This window comes from Alteromonas sp. ASW11-130 (assembly GCF_026183735.1).
In the GTDB taxonomy this organism is placed as follows: Bacteria; Pseudomonadota; Gammaproteobacteria; order Enterobacterales; family Alteromonadaceae; genus Alteromonas.
This window is the reverse complement of record NZ_JAPFRE010000015.1, coordinates 86,509-103,629: the sequence shown is the minus strand read 5'-3', so window position 1 is coordinate 103,629 and position 17,121 is coordinate 86,509. Positions and strand designations below refer to the sequence as shown.

General features: G+C 44.0%; 15 protein-coding genes and 1 tRNA gene. 13 read left to right on the top strand and 3 right to left on the bottom strand.

The annotated features are described in order from the left end of the window. Positions 1-3: 3 nt before the first annotated feature. Together asd and rsgA are read right to left on the bottom strand one after the other, a co-directional pair. Positions 4-882, bottom strand: a complete 879-nt coding sequence (gene asd, locus OPS28_RS03550; RefSeq protein ID WP_265608062.1) for an archaetidylserine decarboxylase — start codon at positions 880-882, stop codon at positions 4-6. A 361-nt stretch (positions 883-1,243) separates the two neighbouring features. Continuing rightward, on the bottom strand, positions 1,244-2,281 hold the full coding sequence (rsgA, locus tag OPS28_RS03545; RefSeq protein ID WP_265608061.1) for a small ribosomal subunit biogenesis GTPase RsgA: 1,038 nt from the start codon (positions 2,279-2,281) through the stop codon (positions 1,244-1,246). A gap of 82 nt (positions 2,282-2,363) precedes the next feature. Here rsgA and orn point away from each other — a divergent pair, with 82 nt between their 5' ends. The 6 genes from orn to ilvN all read left to right on the top strand — a co-directional run bounded on the left by orn (position 2,364) and on the right by ilvN (position 10,431). Continuing rightward, the gene (gene orn, locus OPS28_RS03540) at positions 2,364-2,909 is read left to right on the top strand and encodes an oligoribonuclease (RefSeq protein ID WP_265608060.1); all 546 of its coding nucleotides are present in this window, start codon (positions 2,364-2,366) and stop codon (positions 2,907-2,909) included. A gap of 218 nt (positions 2,910-3,127) precedes the next feature. After that, positions 3,128-3,203, top strand: a tRNA-Gly gene (locus OPS28_RS03535). 1,995 nt (positions 3,204-5,198) lie between these two features. Next, positions 5,199-6,743, top strand: coding sequence for a tetratricopeptide repeat-containing sulfotransferase family protein (locus OPS28_RS03530; RefSeq protein ID WP_265608058.1), 1,545 nt, complete (start codon positions 5,199-5,201; stop codon positions 6,741-6,743). A 779-nt stretch (positions 6,744-7,522) separates the two neighbouring features. Then, positions 7,523-8,026, top strand: coding sequence for a DUF4442 domain-containing protein (locus tag OPS28_RS03525; protein WP_265608057.1), 504 nt, complete (start codon positions 7,523-7,525; stop codon positions 8,024-8,026). A 189-nt stretch (positions 8,027-8,215) separates the two neighbouring features. Continuing rightward, positions 8,216-9,934: an acetolactate synthase 3 large subunit gene (locus tag OPS28_RS03520; RefSeq protein ID WP_265608056.1), complete on the top strand. Its 1,719-nt coding sequence runs from the start codon at positions 8,216-8,218 to the stop codon at positions 9,932-9,934. Then, a complete protein-coding gene (gene ilvN / locus OPS28_RS03515) occupies positions 9,934-10,431 on the top strand; it encodes an acetolactate synthase small subunit (RefSeq protein WP_265608055.1) in 498 nt (165 codons plus the stop codon). The genes OPS28_RS03520 and ilvN overlap by 1 nt, the downstream gene beginning before the upstream one ends. 13 nt (positions 10,432-10,444) lie before the next feature. On the opposite strand, the gene OPS28_RS03510 is transcribed toward ilvN, so the two are convergent. Further along, complete coding sequence (locus OPS28_RS03510; protein ID WP_265608054.1) at positions 10,445-11,443, bottom strand: hypothetical protein; 999 nt, start codon at positions 11,441-11,443, stop codon at positions 10,445-10,447. A gap of 152 nt (positions 11,444-11,595) precedes the next feature. Here OPS28_RS03510 and tatA point away from each other — a divergent pair, with 152 nt between their 5' ends. From tatA to hemB, 7 genes are read left to right on the top strand one after another with little or no spacing between them, the layout of a single operon-like run. Further along, positions 11,596-11,838: a Sec-independent protein translocase subunit TatA gene (tatA, locus tag OPS28_RS03505; RefSeq protein WP_265608052.1), complete on the top strand. Its 243-nt coding sequence runs from the start codon at positions 11,596-11,598 to the stop codon at positions 11,836-11,838. Then, positions 11,838-12,137: a Sec-independent protein translocase protein TatB gene (tatB, locus tag OPS28_RS03500; RefSeq protein ID WP_265608050.1), complete on the top strand. Its 300-nt coding sequence runs from the start codon at positions 11,838-11,840 to the stop codon at positions 12,135-12,137. Before tatA ends, tatB begins: the two co-directional genes overlap by 1 nt. After that, positions 12,137-12,883: a twin-arginine translocase subunit TatC gene (gene tatC, locus OPS28_RS03495; protein WP_265608049.1), complete on the top strand. Its 747-nt coding sequence runs from the start codon at positions 12,137-12,139 to the stop codon at positions 12,881-12,883. Before tatB ends, tatC begins: the two co-directional genes overlap by 1 nt. 17 nt (positions 12,884-12,900) lie before the next feature. Further along, positions 12,901-13,440 (top strand): hypothetical protein, encoded by a 540-nt coding sequence (locus OPS28_RS03490; RefSeq protein ID WP_265608048.1) that lies wholly within the window; start codon positions 12,901-12,903, stop codon positions 13,438-13,440. 1 nt (position 13,441) lies between these two features. Then, positions 13,442-14,221: a TatD family hydrolase gene (locus OPS28_RS03485; protein WP_265608047.1), complete on the top strand. Its 780-nt coding sequence runs from the start codon at positions 13,442-13,444 to the stop codon at positions 14,219-14,221. A gap of 4 nt (positions 14,222-14,225) precedes the next feature. Beyond that, positions 14,226-16,106, top strand: coding sequence for a GGDEF domain-containing protein (locus OPS28_RS03480; protein ID WP_265608045.1), 1,881 nt, complete (start codon positions 14,226-14,228; stop codon positions 16,104-16,106). Then, positions 16,103-17,113: a porphobilinogen synthase gene (gene hemB / locus OPS28_RS03475; protein WP_265608044.1), complete on the top strand. Its 1,011-nt coding sequence runs from the start codon at positions 16,103-16,105 to the stop codon at positions 17,111-17,113. The genes OPS28_RS03480 and hemB overlap by 4 nt, the downstream gene beginning before the upstream one ends. Positions 17,114-17,121: the final 8 nt, after the last annotated feature.

Below are 17,121 nucleotides of genomic sequence, written 5' to 3'. Positions count from 1 at the left end.
TATTTATTTGGGTACGGCGTGGGAGGTAGTCGTTGTCGCCATAGGCTGACCTAAGCGCGTAACCTGTAGTGGCGCAAGATCGGTAAATTCAACTTTATCAGGCTCAAAGCACACAACGATAGTTGAGCCCAGTTTAAAGCGGCCCATTTCATCACCTTTTTTAAGATGAACGCTGGCTTCATTATCGGTTTCATACTTCCAATGTTGGACATTCTTACCAGCGGGCGGTGTTATGGTGCCAGCCCAGACCGTTTCAATACTCGCAACAATAGTGGCACCCACTAATACCATTGCCATTTTGCCTACAGGCGTATTAAAGTAAGCAACGACACGTTCATTACGGGCAAATAAACCCGGAATGTTCGCTGCGGTAAGAGGATTAACTGAAAACAGTTCACCAGGAATGTATACCATATCAGTCAACGTACCATCAACGGGCATGTGAATGCGGTGGTAGTCTCTCGGGGCTAAATAGATAGTAGCGAATTTTCCATTTTGGAAGGGTTTGGCTAATTCAGGCTTCCCGCCTAATAGCGTGGTCAAGCTGTAGTCGTGTCCTTTAGCCTGAAAAACACTGTCCTGACGGATATCGCCAAACTGACTAACCGCGCCATCTACCGCGTGAATAATAACATTCTGATCAGGGTCAATGGGTCGGGCGTCTTCCCGAAGGGGCCGGGTGAAAAATTCGTTAAAGGTTTTGTAATGTTCAGGCTCAGGATGCAAAGCTTCATCCATATTCACTTTATATTTTTTAATAAAAAGCTTAATCAATCCTGTAGTTAATCCACCTGCTTCGGCACTGGCTAGTTTTCCTATTAGTCTTGATAACAAATGTTTCGGCAATAGGTACTGAAGGTTCACTTTTAACCAATCCAACACAACGATTCTCCGCTTTTAATCCTGGTATTTAATTTTCGGGCGCGATTGTAACCTATCTGTACGTAAAGTGGTGTACTTTTGGGTTATACCGTTTCAGATTGCCCCCCCAATCAGTCCATCGGCCGAAGGATTAAGCTAATTTCGGCAAATAGGTAATTAGTAGCAGGGAGCGGGAATTATCACTCTCTTCGAAGCTGAGTAGTTAAATTTTTCTATCCCCAAAAAAACGCTGTTATTAAAACTTATCAGCGGCTTTAATTGTCTATCGAAGCGGGCCTGCAATTTAACCATAATGGGCTTATTGCAAACCGAACAGTCCAGCCACGCAATGCATACACTTTAGTGCAAACGGGTATTATACCTAATTCGAAGAAATATAACTTGGACGCTGCTCTTCCATAGTCGCAAGGATCTTGTGATAGCTATCAAATCTGGTCTGATTGATTTCCCCATTTTCGACGGCTTTACGAATCATACAACCCGGATCATTTAGATGTTTGCAGTCGCGGAACTTACAGCCGCCGACGAACTGTCGAAATTCGATAAAGCCCCACGTGACTTCTTCTTGCGTCAGATGCCAAAGACCAAATTCACGCACTCCAGGTGAATCAATTAAGTCTCCTCCACAGGGCAAGTGAAGTAGTTTAGCAGCGGTAGTGGTATGTTGTCCGAGGCCGGAGGTTTCAGAAACATCTCCCACCACTTCGTGTGCCTGAGGAAGAATTTGATTAATTAGGCTGGATTTACCTACGCCAGATTGACCCACAAAAATATTTGTCTGTGCGCTCAATTGTGTATTTAATTCATCCAAGCCAACTGTAGTTTTGCAACTGGTATAAATAGTTGTGTAGCCAAGTTCTTGGTAAATTTGCAGGTCAGCTTTGAGCTGTTTTTCGGCTTCTGAACTCAGGAGTTCAACTTTATTCATTACGATTAAAGGATGAATGTTAATATGTTCACAAGCCACTAGGTAGCGGTCGATGATATTCAACGATACCGCAGGTAGCACTGCGCTAACGATGATGATTTGATCAATGTTCGCGGCTACGGGTTTAATACCATCGTAATAATCAGGGCGACTCAGTATACTGCGGCGATCTTTTACAATTTCAATCACCCCCTGACGTGTCGCGCTGGTGTTTTCATCTTTACTGATCAGGACGTCGTCGCCACAAACCACTGACGCAATTGTTCGACGAATATGGCAGCGATAGATTTGATGACCTTCATCGTCGTAAACTTCAACGTCTGCGTGTTTGCCAAATCGCCCTACCACGCGACCTTCAATTAAATCTGCGGTATTGACCTTTTCTTCCGCAGGGCCTTTTCCAAGCCTTTTGCTGCGATTGGCTGCTACTTGTCTTTGTTGACGGTGTGTCAATTTAGGTTTCTTAGCCACGATATCCTGATAAATTAGCGTATACTTTGACAATCATACCGTTTGTTGGGCGAGCATGCTACGCCAATACACTGAGGACATTATGACAAAAGACAGTAAGAACCTGGTTTGGATAGATATGGAGATGACAGGGCTGGATCCTGAGACATGTAAAGTGTTGGAAATTGCTACTATTGTAACCGATGCTCAGCTGAACGTCTTGGCTGAAGGACCCGTTATCGCTGTACATCAGCCTGATGAGATTCTCGATAATATGGATGAGTGGTGTGTTCGCGTCCATGGCGAAAGTGGGTTAACTAAGCGCTGTCGAGAGAGTCGTTATTCAGAGCAACAGGCCGCAGATGCTACCATTAAATTTCTTAGTGAGTATGTCGATAAAGGTGTTTCACCGCTATGCGGCAATACTATTGGGCAGGATCGCCGCTTTATGGTGAAATATATGCCAGAACTAGAAGACTACTTTCATTATCGTAGTATAGATGTATCAACGATCAAAGAGCTGACAAAACGCTGGAAACCCGATGTACTAAACGGTTTCACTAAAAAAGGCGTTCATTTAGCGCTCGATGATATTCGTGAATCAATTGAAGAACTTAAGTACTATCGGGAACACGTTTTTAGTATTTAATTTCTGCGTTATTATAAAAAAATTGCAATTAGGTATTGCGTTAGCAAAAATTTTTTGTAAAATGCGCACCTCTTCAAGCAAAGCGATGTTTGAAGAGGTCTTCGTAATGCGGGAATAGCTCAGTTGGTAGTGTACATACCTCGTCACGACAGTGATTGCCAAGTTTGGCAGGTTGTGCAGAGTGTAAACTTCGACTGAATTACAACGCCATACAATACGCGGGAATAGCTCAGTTGGTAGAGCACAACCTTGCCAAGGTTGGGGTCGCGAGTTCGAGTCTCGTTTCCCGCTCCAAATCTTCTTCATTTTATCTACATCTAAGCATTGTTTAGTGGCGCTGATTTGCGTATAAAGCGTCGTATTTGCTGTGATTGCCAAGGTTGGGGTCGCGACCGGAGTGCCGGCCAGTTACGACTCTGTTTCCCGCTCCAAATCTTCTTCATTTTATCTACTCTAAACATTGTTTAGTTGCGCTGACTTGCGCATAAAGCGTCGAATTTGCGGTGATTGCCAAGGTTGGGGGCGCGACCGGAGTGCCGGCCAGTTAGGACTCTGTTTCCCGCTCCAAATCTTCTTCATTTTATCTACATCTAAGCACTGTTTAGTTGCACTGGTTTGCGTATGAAGCGTCGAATTTGCGGTGATTGCCAAGGTTGGGGTCGCGACCGGAGTGCCGGCCAGTTACGACTCTGTTTCCCGCTGCAAATTTTCTTCAGTTTATCTACATCTAAGCATTGTTTAGTGGCGCTGATTTGCGTATAAAGCGTCGAATTTGCGGTGATTGTCAAGGTTGGGGGCGCGACCGGAGTGCCGGCCAGTTACGACTCTGTTTCCCGCTGCAAATCTTCTTCAGTTTATCTACATCTAAGCATCGTTTAGTTGCGCTGATTTGCGTATGAAGCGTCGAATTTGCTGTGATTGCCAAGGTTGGGGTCGCGACCGGAGTGCCGGCCAGTTACGACTCTGTTTCCCGCTCCATACCTTCTTCATTTTATCTACATCTACGCATTGTTTAGTTGCACTGATTTGCGTATAAAGCGTCGAATTTGCTGTGATTGCCAAGGTTGCGGCCGCGACCGGAGTGCCGGCCAGTTACGACTCTGTTTCCCGCTCCAAATTTTCTTCAGTTTATCTACATCTAAGCATTGTTTAGTGGCGCTGATTTGCGTATAAAGCGTCGAATTTGTGGTGATTGCCGAGGTTGGGGTCGCGAGCGGAGTGCCGGCCAGTTACGACTCTGTTTCCCGCTGCAAATCTTCTTCAGTTTATCTACATCTAAGCATCGTTTAGTTGCGCTGATTTGCGTATGAAGCGTCGAATTTGCTGTGATTGTAAAGGTTGGGGTCGCGACCGGAGTGCCGGCCAGTTACGACTCTGTTTCCCGCTCCAAACCTTCTTCATTTTATCTACATCTACGCATTGTTTAGTTGCACTGATTTGCGTATAAAGCGTCGAATTTGCGGTGATTGCCAAGGTTGGGGTCGCGACCGGAGTGCCGGCCAGTTACGACTCTGTTTCCCGCTCCAAATTTTCTTCAGTTTATCTACATCTAAGCATTGTTTAGTGGCGCTGATTTGCGTATAAAGCGTCGAATTTGCGGTGATTGCCAAGGTTGGGGTCGCGACCGGAGTGCCGGCCAGTTACGACTCTGTTTCCCGCTGCAAATCTTCTTCATTTTATCTACTCTAAACATTGTTTAGTTGCGCTGACTTGCGCATAAAGCGTCGAATTTGCGGTGATTGCCAAGGTTGGGGGCGCGACCGGAGTGCCGGCCAGTTACGACTCTGTTTCCCGCTCCAAATCTTCTTCATTTTATCTACTCTAAACATTGTTTAGTTGCGCCGACTTGCGCATAAAGCGTCGAATTTGCGGTGATTGCCAAGGTTGGGGTCGCGACCGGAGTGCCGGCCAGTTACGACTCTGTTTCCCGCACCAAATTTTCTTCAGTTTATCTACATCTACGCATTGTTTAGTTGCGCTGATTTGCGCATAAATCTTCAGAATTTTAATTAAATTCTAATCCATTATCTCCAATCGACGTACCTTCTGCACGTCCCAATCAATTTTAAAACGGGGCTTTTACTGTGCGCGTCTATTTAATAAGCCCTTATTTCGCGTGCCAGTCGTTTACCAATACATTATACGATCTGATACGACCTCATCTAATCCGGTTACATCAAATCGCTGTAATCATTTATAATCGCCCTGAATTCGTAAATCGGAGTAAGACGACTACTTTTCGTTAAGAAAAATGTATCAAAATCATAGTTAGTCGTTGCAGTATTAAAAATGGAAACCCGTAGTCAGTTATTCTCAAAAGCCGAAGCCGCATGTGATGCAGGGGATGTTATCAATGCACAACGAACGTGTTCAATTTACCAACGAAATTTTGGTGAAGATGCGAATATTTTATATTTGTCTGGCCGAACGCATCTAAACCTTCAGCAGCATCAAAAAGCGGTTGAAGCGTTAGCGCAATCGTATAAGCAGGCTACGAATAATCTAACACTGGCTTACCTTATTGTGGCGGCAGCCGCGGCATTTAACCGTACACTCGTTCAGCAATATGCGTCACAGCTAAAATTAGACCAGATTGACCGCGCCGAATTGCTTTTGGAGCTGGGCCACGGCTTTGCGGCAATGCATTTAGATGAACACGCGTGTACTGCATTTTTTCAATTCAGTGAAAAGTGGCCGCACCATCCAGAAGGCTATTATCACTTAGGGATGCTGCTGATGAAACAGAATAAATCTGAGAGGGCAGCAGAACTGTTTTTGAAAGCGATCAAAAGTGAGCCAGAACATGCGCTCGCCCAACATGCGTTATCCATTGTGAATCCTGCCCACTTTGACGCCATAAATTTATCTACGCTTCAATCGCACCTTGAATATGTCCAGCGAAAGGGTGCGTTTGAAACCAGTACGATCATCGCCCATGCTCTTAGCAGAATTCATGCACATCAAGGTTGTTTTAGTAAAGCTGAAGACGTATTGCTAAACGCAAAACGCCCGTTTATCAGTAAAGCTAAGAAGACTGAAGCTAAAAATGCAGCTATTTTTGATTGGTTGCTGGAAGGCAAACGTGAAAGCTGTTCTGGTTCGCTTGGAAGCGCAAGTACTCAGCCAATCTTTGTGGTGGGGATGCCAGAAACGGGATTAGACATTGTGGCTCAAATTATATCGAGTCATCCCGATGTGGCCAGTGCATTTAGCGCAAACCACTTTGCCCAAGCCGTTAATCAACTGTGTAGTGGTAAAAATAAAAAAACGCTAAATATAAAGGCTATGTTAGCCGCTGAACAAGCAGATAATCAGCAGCTCGGCGAACACTACTTGCGGTTAACAGGCAACTTAAAGGCGGATGAACATGAATATACCCTAGACGTTCAACCGCTGAACTTTTTAAACGTAAGCTTAATTAAGAGAGCACTTCCGAATGCTAAAGTCATTATCATGCTTCGTGAGCCGATTGAAACCGTGCTACTTAATTATTTACGTCTTCAGGTGCCTTTCAATCAATCGAACGGATATCGTTACGATCTACTGTTAAGCTGCCGATACTACCGTCATTTTTACAATCTCGTATTACGGTGGCAATCAATTTTCGGGGAGTCAATCAGAGTCCAGTCTTATGCATCTTTGAAAAGCAATTTTGATAAGGAAGTGACTGCTCTGATGGATTATTGTGGCCTAGCGACCGATGATAGATACGCGGATAGTAGCTGCGTTGACTTCTCAGCTTATACACAAATGTTCGCAGAAGAGCCTCTTCACCAATACAGCAAATTTGGTGAAATTATCCAGGCAAATCTGGGTGATCTTATTGACCATTGATTAGCAAAGTAGAAAACCATCTGATACTTCTTGGCCTTTAGGTATCGTCTTACTACTCAGAAATATGAAGGATTCGATATGATTTTTATTGACTAGAAATGAATGATGGATGCGCAAAGAAAATTTAAATTAACGTAATGTGCGAAAAGTCACTGCACAACCGCTGTCACTGCGATCAGTGCAGCGAAGTAACAAAAGGAATAGTATGTATTTTTATTTGTTCAACTAATACGGCCAAGAACATATAACATACATTATTCAGTCTGAATACGAGCTGACATAAACACATATTCAAATTCAAGAAAAATGGATTAGGCAGCTCTTGCACAGGCATTGATAAAATGACACTACACACCCAGTGATAGAGTAACCAAAAAGCGGCACGGGTAACTATTCTGTAACCAAACAAATAGTGGGAGCCAGTTGGATTACAATGATTGAACAGTTATTAATCGACAATAAACACGCGAATTATAAATACACACATCCTCTAAATTAGACCACTGATACGCGCTGAAAACGCCTGTTGATACATCATTTAACGGGGAAAAAAGTATAGGACAGGGATCTCGAAGATCAACGTATGCGGTGGGTAGCGAACTAAACACTAAATCTTATAAAAGCAATTGACTTCCATTTCCCCTCAGCAAAGCAGAGTCTCTGTCATTATATGGATAATCTAGCTCACTTTTGTACTTGTTAATATTGTAATCTCACCTATATCCAATTAGGCTGACTGGTCTAACCAGATAAGCGGAATGTGAGAAGTGAAAAATAGCGTGTCGAAAACTAATCCTTTAAGAAAATTTGCCACATGGGCAATTAATAAACCTGATTGGCTGAGCCGAAAATTATTAACGTGGATGTTTCGTTATAAGGTCAAGTTAACAGGTACAACTAAATTAGAAATACTTAATACTGATTTAACGACGGTAACATTTCGTCAGCGCAATTTAAAACGGGTACAAAACCATATTGGTAGCGTGCATGCAGCAGGAATGGCGCTATTAGCTGAGTCGGCCACAGGTTTCGTTGTAGGTGTGAACTTACCCGGCGATAAATTGCCTCTTATCAAATCAATGGATCTTAAATATGTTAAACGTGCTACCGGCGATATGCAGGCAGTGGCAACTCTCACCAAAGATCAACTTGAACTAATGCAATTAGAAGATAAAGGTGAAGTATGGGTTGATGTCAAAGTGACGGATGCCACTGGTATTGAACCAGTAGTATGTCAAATGGTCTGGGCATGGGTTCCGCGGAAAAAACAGGTGGTCAATTGAAATCCGCGATGTAAAAAAGATGTTAAATCACCTAATTTCGCAAGGAATTCCGGTGCTATTGTGATGTGCATCCTATTTTTTTCATATATAGGGATATGTGTCTCACTTTTTTTAAAATGTAGTTTAACCTTCCTACTTCCTTCGATATAGTCTTCAGACGAGGCTTTTATAGACGACGGTGGAGGGAGTGTGAAAACGATGTCAGGTGCGGCCATGGTGGTCGAAGCATTGAAAGATGCTGGTGTAAGCCATGTTTTTGGGTATCCGGGGGGGGCTGTTCTTGACATTTACGATGCGCTATTTGCACAGGATGCTGTCAAACATATCTTGGTTCGTCATGAACAAGCTGCTGCGCATATGGCCGATGGTTATGCGCGATCAACGGGAAAAACAGGTACTGTTTTGGTTACGTCTGGTCCGGGGGCAACCAATACTATAACCGGAATCGCTACAGCTTATATGGACTCGATTCCCATGGTGGTATTGTCTGGTCAAGTGCCTTCTATGCACATTGGGGAGGATGCTTTTCAGGAAACTGATATGGTCGGGTGCTCCCGACCTATAGTAAAGCATAGCTTTTTAGTCAAACGCACAATAGATATACCCGATGCCATAGCTAAAGCATACTATATTGCCAATACCGGACGACCAGGTCCGGTGGTGGTCGATTTACCCAAAGACCTGGTTAATATTCAAGAGCAACACCCCTACAATTATCCGCAGTCGATATCGATGCGTTCATATAACCCAACGCTGAAAGGGCACAAAAAGCAGATCAAGAAAGCGGTAGAAACGCTTTGCGATTCGCAGCGGCCCGTGCTTTACGTCGGAGGGGGCGCAATAGCCGCCAATGCCGCAGAAACAGTGATTGAACTCGCCGAACGTTTACATGCGCCGGTTACCTGTACACTGATGGGGTTAGGTGCGTTTCCCGGACAACACCCACAAAGCTTGGGGATGCTTGGTATGCACGGTACGCTGGAAGCAAACAAAGCCATGCATAACGCCGATTGTATTCTGGCCTTGGGAGCGCGTTTCGACGACAGGGTGACTAATAATGTAGCCAAGTTTTGTCCACACGCCACCATTATTCATGTAGATATCGATCCTGCTTCAATTTCGAAGACAGTTAATGCCCATATACCCGTCGTAGGAAGCGTTGACAAAGTCGTTGAACAAATTTTGGATGCGCTTAAAACTCTGACGACCGATTCGCAACACGAAAAACGAGCAGATTGGTGGCGACAAATTGAACAATGGCGAGGACGACAATGCCTGCAGTATCAAAGCGATGGGGAACAGATTAAACCCCAGCAAGTGGTAGAAAGCGTTTACCGACATACCCAAGGGAAAGCCTTTGTAAGTTCGGATGTCGGGCAACATCAAATGTTTGCAGCCCTATACTATAAGTTCGCGCAACCAAGGCAATGGATAAATTCCGGGGGATTGGGAACCATGGGGTTTGGTTTACCTGCCGCGATGGGTGTACAGGTGGCCCACCCTGATGCTACTTCAATTGTGATCACCGGAGACGGAAGTATACAAATGAATATTCAGGAGCTTTCTACCTGCCTGCAATACAACCTGCCGATAAAAATAATTTCATTGAATAATCGGGCGTTGGGAATGGTCCGTCAATGGCAAGACATGATCTATAAGGGTCGACATTCACATTCCTATATGGAATCAATGCCGGATTTTGCCAAATTGGCTGAAGCGTATGGACATGTTGGCATTCGTGTGGACCATCCGGATCAGCTCGAAGCGGCTATGGAAAAATGTTTCAGTCTAAAAGATCGCTTAGTGTTTATGGATGTAAGGATAGATCAAAACGAGCACGTTTACCCGATGCAAATAAAGTTCGGAGCGATGGACGATATGCGATTAAGTAAAATGGAGCGTACTTGATGAAAAGAATTATTTCAGTGTTGATGGAAAATGCACCAGGCGCTTTATCCCGTATCGTGGGTGTCTTTTCTCAGCGGGGGTATAACGTTGATTCTCTATGTGTTGCGCCAACCAATGATGCAAGCTTATCTCGCTTAACCATCATCACCCATGGCGATGATAAGGTTATAGAACAAATTACCAAACAGGTTAATAAACTTATTGATGTGCTAAAAGTGGCTGATCTTACCGAAGGAGCACACATAGAGCGCGAGCTGATGCTAATAAAAGTGGCAACGCGAACAGAAGCTATTCGCGCTGAAGTAAAACGCAATGCGGATATTTTCAGGGCTCGGATTGTAGACGTTAATATCCATAATTATACTATCGAAATTACAGGCACAACGGATAAACTCGATGCTTTCGCGCTGACAATGAGTCAAGCGGCTGAAATCATTGAATCATCGCGAACCGGCGTTTGTGGGCTTGGTAGAGGAGAACGGGCACTTCGCCCATAGCAAGCAAAGTGTGTTACAAATGATATCGTCCGTAGTACACCTCTATCCGCAGGGCTAAACCATAGGAGGGCTTAAAGTCCTCCTCTCTTAACCAGAGTACAAAGGGTTCCACTTCGTAAAAAAGCCATTCGCGGTGAGGATTCGTACGGTATCGCGCACTAATATAATACTGGTCTAATCGGTTTGCTGGCTTTGTGAAGCCTTCCGTAAACAAATTATAAATTACAGCAGAGTCATCAGTAAGAGGTTGTAAAAACTGCACTTCGTGCCGCCACATCCAGTCTTCAGTTAAATCTCGATAGTAGTAGCGGTTATTAAAGCGAAAAACATGGTCCGACTCGCTTACTCGCTGAAATGAAGCTCCCAGCTCTGCGCCAAACTGATCGCGGGTGTAATAATAAGCTTCCGCATCGTATAACATTGACCAGTTTTCGGTGATGGGATAAGTGTCGCGATAGCGAGACTTAACATAAACCTGTCCTCGTCTACCTGTTCCTAAGCGATAAGATAAGGGGGAGTCATCTGATTGCTTGAATCGTAGCGCAATAGTTGTACTTTCTTTGCGTGGTAGCCCGGGGTCTCGAACCGCATTTATTGTATCTTCGTCATCATAGTCATCATCGTCGCTAAGTAGCAAGTCAACTCGGTCTTTTAAAGCAGGCAGCTTCACCCTTACGCGGAACTTCAGATCGAGTTCTGACATATCCCGCGTACGGGGCTCCCACCCTAGTCTGATCCGTCCTTCTGCGCGGGCATCTTTATAGGCGTCGCTACCTTCAACTGCAAAAAAACTATCCAGTTTTCGCGCCGTACTATCCATGGAATCAGTGAAGCTTCTCTGCCAATGATCAAACCAGTATGCATCTTCATTTTCAACCGAATTTTGGGGGAGAGGGCGAGATGTTTCATCGATTTGGCGTTCAGCATCAGCCGCACGATGACTTAAGTTCGTGCTCGTTGAGATGTCCTCAACCGCTAATGAAGAGCAAAACAATAATATCAGGCAAGACATTGGCTTCTATCTACTACTAGTCCTTGTATTACTCTAGCATGCTTGTAGATAGTTGTGAGGTCAAATGAGTTTTTTATCTTATACCGATAAAGATAATGAAAGCGGCTCCCACCAGTGGCATACTGTAGCATCAGATGTAAAGGAGAAAAAATATGGGGATCAGTATTTGGCAATTGCTGATAGTGTTGATTATTGTGATTCTATTGTTCGGTACCAAACGTCTAAAAAATATCGGCAGCGATCTGGGTGGGGCATTGAAAGGCTTCAAAAAAGCAGTCAATGACGAAAACGACGATAAAGATGCTGATTTTGAAGCTGATGAATCGAAGAAGGTAGAACAACAAAATTCTCACAAGCAAAACGCAGTTAAGCAGGATACAAAAGAAAAACGCTAATGTTTGATATAGGTTTTTGGGAACTATTGACTATTGCAGTACTTGCTTTACTTATACTGGGGCCTGAAAGGCTTCCGGGTGCATTACGTTCTACTATTTCAACCGCACGAAAGGTACGTAATATGGCCACTGGTTTTAAGCATGAAGTGGAGCACCAATTGCGAATCCATGAACTACACGAAAACCTTAAAAAAGCAGAGCAGGAAGGACTTGATAATGTCTCACCTGAACTAAAAAAAAGTGTGGAAGAGTTGAAGCAGGCCGCTAGCTCCGTGCAGGAACCTTATAAAAAGAAATAATGTCTGACGAAAACAGTTTGCTGTCCCATTTACTCGAACTTAGAAGTCGAATTTTAAAAGCATTACTAAGCGTATTGCTCGTTTTTCTGTGCCTGGCTTATTTCGCCCAAGACTTATATCAGTTGCTTGCGCGTCCGCTATTAGAGGCGCTACCCGATAATTCATCGATGATTGCAACCGATGTAGCATCACCTTTTTTTGCTCCCTTTAAACTGACTCTGGTACTGTCATTTTTTATTGCTATTCCCTATGTACTTTATCAGGTTTGGGCATTTGTCGCGCCAGGATTATATAAGAAGGAGAAGCGCCTGGTGGCGCCTTTGTTGTTTTCCAGTACATTGCTTTTCTATACGGGGATGGCATTTGCTTATTTCGTTGTTTTTCCGTTGGCTTTTGCGTTCTTCACGAGTGTTGCGCCTGAAGGGGTTACTGTCAGTACAGATATCAACAGTTATCTGGATTTTGTACTGAAATTGTTTTTTGCGTTTGGAATTTCGTTTGAGATCCCTATTGCTATTATTTTATTGTGTTGGACGGGGGCGACAGATGCTAATAGCTTACGCGCCAAGCGTCCTTATATTATTGTGGGTGCATTTGTCGTGGGGATGCTGTTGACCCCGCCCGATGTGATTTCGCAATCGCTGTTAGCGGTGCCGATGTGGCTGCTATTCGAAGTCGGCGTTATGCTTGGTAGCTTATATGCTCGGCGTAATGAACGATCTTCAGACTTGAACATACATGAATAATAAAAAAAGGAAAGAATATGAAATTTTTCTCGCTAATTGGCGCTGCGGCTTTAGTTCTTTCAGCCCATGCACAAGCAGAGACTATCGAAGAAGCACTGGTCAAATGTAGTAAAGTCGAGAACAGCTTGGAACGACTTGTGTGCTTTGACAAGGTAGTCAAAGACGTGAAGCAGTATTCCGGTCTAGAAGCAGCGATTACACGTGGCTATCAAGTACCTAATGCGGCCACTCGTTCGGATACATCGCCGCGTCCTGCTCCCCGCCAACCCTTGGATATCGTTGAGTCAGCTCAATCGGCAACCCCTTTTGGATTGGTCGCGAAGGAAAAAATTGAAGAGATTGACGAAATAACAGCCACGGTAGCGAAAGTCGAAAAAGCGCCTCGGGGCAAATTGATTATCACCATGGCTGACGGTGCCATTTGGCGTCAGACAGATTCTAAAAATTATAGATTGAAAGCTGGTGATATAGTCCAAATCGAACGAGGAATGCTTGGTTCATTTTTCCTCTCCAAACCGGATCTTAACGTGCGGTTGAAAGTTAAACGTACTAAATAACATGGGTTGGTTTGATGCTGGCGTAAATCTGCTGGATAAGCGATTTGACCCTGTTGCTATCGTTGAAAATGCAATTGCGGCAGGGGTGACAAAAATGTGCGTTATTACGACACTACCCGATGAGTGGGAACCTGCATCCGAATTAGCCAAAGCGTATCCAGATAACTTGGTTTTCACCGTTGGGATACACCCTCATCACGCTAAATCGGCTAAACCAGACGATTTTACAGAGCTTGCTGAGTTTTTAAAGCACCCTCAGGCTGTCGCGGTCGGCGAGTGTGGACTAGATTTCAATCGTAATTTTTCGCCACAAGATGTTCAATGTCACGTGTTTGAAAAGCAATTGCAAATTGCTTTGGAGGTAAATAAACCAGTCTACCTTCATGAGAGGGATGCATTTGAACAACAAATTAGTATACTCGCTCAATATGCTGACCGTCTTAAAGGTGGCGTAGCCCATTGCTTCACAGGGTCTAAAGATCAGTTAGAAGCATATCTAAACATGGGGTTGTATATCGGCATTACAGGTTGGCTGTGTGATGACAAGCGTAACCAGTCACTGGTAGAAGCTGTGAAATTTCTGCCGCAGGATAGGTTTCTACTTGAAACCGACGCGCCTTATTTATTTCCTAAAAATAGACGGCCGAGAGTACGCAATAATGAGCCCGCTTTCTTACCCTGTATAGCTGATAAATTAAGCGAAGTGCTTAATATTACAAGCGAAAGCCTGCGTCGGAAAAGTTATGCTAACACCTGTAAATTATTTGGATTAATTGACTAAATCGATGCAACAAACTGCTTTTACTGTGCGTAAATACGATGTGTGGCTACTGGGTGTAACGAGCATTCTGGTCGTTTTATTCATGCTCATTGCGTTTCGGTTTATGCCGGCAGATGTACAAGAACAGCGTATTAAGGATCTTCACTATAGTTTTAGCGTTGCTGAAAATCCAATTATTGAAGCCTCGGATAAATGGATACCTGTTGATAACCCAGTAAATTTAGGAATGCGAGATGAGCCCACATGGTTCCGATTCACCATAGCCCCTTCTCGTGGGGCTGTGCGTAATTTGTTAGAAGTGAAATATCCTTTGCTGGATAACATCAAGGTAACCTATTTCGCGAAAAACACGCTTAAGTCTATAGCGCAGTTTAAAGGGGGTGACATACGAGCCTTTGCTGAACGACCTATTTTGCATGAATCACTATTATTTCCTGTACCCGACAGCGAAGGTGAGGTGACTGTTCTTATCAAAGTGCAATCTACTGGCACCATAAAACTACCACTCAGGCTGTGGAAGAAAACGGAATTCATTGAGTACACTTCGAAGCATAATTTGCTCATGGGTGTATTTTTCGGCTTTCTTGCAGCCATGGGTATAAGTAATCTATTTTTCTTTTTTACCACGCATAATCGTACATTTCTTATTTATTCAGGCTACGTATTTTCGTTAGGACTAACACTGTTCTGTGTACAGGGTTTGGCCTATGCACATATTTGGCCAAATTGGGAGTGGCTGCAAGGGCGGGCAATTAGCATATTTGCAAATGCAGCTATTATGTGTGCAGTGATTTTTTCGAGCTGGTTATTAAATGTTAAGCACTATAGCCCTCGATTAGCGCTTGTACTGAAAGGATTTGGCTGGCTATTTCTATTTAATATCTTTGTAAGTTTGCTATTACCGTATTCTTACTTAATAAAGATCTTTTTCGTTTTACTCAGCTTTGCTGTGGTTGTGACCTTCTCTATTGGTATCTGGCTGGCGATAAAGGGAGTTATAATCGCACGCTACTACTCGTTTGCATGGTCTATTCTATTGCTCAGCGGGCTATTGGCCAGTCTGGATAACTTACAGCTTATTTCCGTAAATATTCAATCAAATTACCTGCTTATGTTTGGGGCAGCGGTCGAGACGTTGCTCCTTGCATTAGCTTTGGCTATTTCATACAACCTAAATCGCAAGGAAATGCTTGATGCGCAGGAAACGGCGATATCACAGGAGAAGTCCGCGTTAAATGCAAAAGAACAACTGTTGGCTGTGCAGGAACAGTATCAAAGCGAATTGGAATATAAGGTTCAAGAACGCACTCTGGAACTAGAGGTAGCCTTGCGAGAACTGTCTGAAGCTAATCGCGAATTAGAAACATTAAATACTATTGATTCGTTGACTAATATAAAAAATCGTCGTCATTTCGATAAACGCTTATTAGCGGAAGGACGACGTAGTCGCCGAGAGCAAACCCCCCTTAGTATCATAATGGCAGACATCGATTATTTTAAAAAGATCAACGACGAGTACGGTCATGCCGCAGGTGATGCCTGTATACGCCACGTCGCCGGCATAATTAAAGAAACCCTCCGTCGACCTACCGATGATGTATGTCGATATGGTGGCGAAGAGTTTGCAGTCATTCTCCCCAACACTGAGTTGGAAGGGGCTGCGATGGTCGCTGAGTCGATGCGCCAAAAAGTCGAAAGCTCAGCGGTCGTGGTAGACAATCTTACAATAAAAATGACCCTAAGTGCGGGAGTAGCCACCGCCACTGTAAAAAGTGAAGACCATGAACTTACTTTACTAAAACAAGCTGATCGTATGTTATATGCCGCTAAACAAGGCGGCAGAAATAAGGTTAAACTTAAAAATTTATCAGGAAGCGAAGAATGAGTAGCAACAGTTTTCCCGACCGCAGAATGCGTCGACTACGATTTAATGAGTCCCTTCGTTCGCTAGTTACCGAACATAACTTACGTGTCAGCGACTTTATTTATCCGGTATTCGTGCTGCCAGGAAGAAACGAACGTCAATCTGTACCATCCATGCCTGGAATTGAGCGTCTTTCTATCGATCAGTTGCTTGTGGATGCAAAAGAGTGGCTCGCTCTGGGTATAAAATCGATAGCCTTATTTCCGGTCACCCCCACAGATAAAAAATCACTATGTGCCAGTGAGTCGTTTAACGCAGAGGGTTTAGCGCAAAATGCTATCCGCGAAATTAAAAAAGCTTTTCCCGACATGTTGGTCATTTCCGATGTGGCGCTAGACCCTTTTACCTCCCACGGCCAGGATGGACTCATTGATGATTCGGGTTATGTATTAAACGATGAAACTGTAGAAGTTTTAGTTAAACAGGCTCTATCTCATGCTGAGGCGGGGGCAGACATAGTGGCGCCCTCCGACATGATGGATGGCCGAATAGGCACAATTCGCCGCGCATTGGACGCCAAAGGCTTTATTAACACTTGTATCATGGCCTACTCAGCAAAGTACGCTTCCAGCTACTATGGACCATTTCGCGATGCGGTTGGCTCAGCGGCAAATATTAAGGGCGGAAATAAAAAATCTTATCAAATGAACCCGGCAAACTCGGATGAAGCAATGGATGAGATTAGGCTGGATATTGAAGAAGGCGCCGATATGGTAATGGTAAAGCCAGGAATGCCCTATTTGGATATAGTCCGGCGTTGTAAAGATGAATTTAACACACCCACATTTGCGTATCAGGTGAGCGGCGAATACGCCATGCATATGGCAGCATTTGAACAAGGTTGGTTGGATAAGAATGCAGTTATACTCGAGTCCCTGCTGGCGTTCAAGCGCGCTGGAGCGAATGGTATATTAACGTATTTTGCCGTCGAAGCTGCCAAGTTACTCAACCAAAATCCAACGCCCTGAAGCCCAAG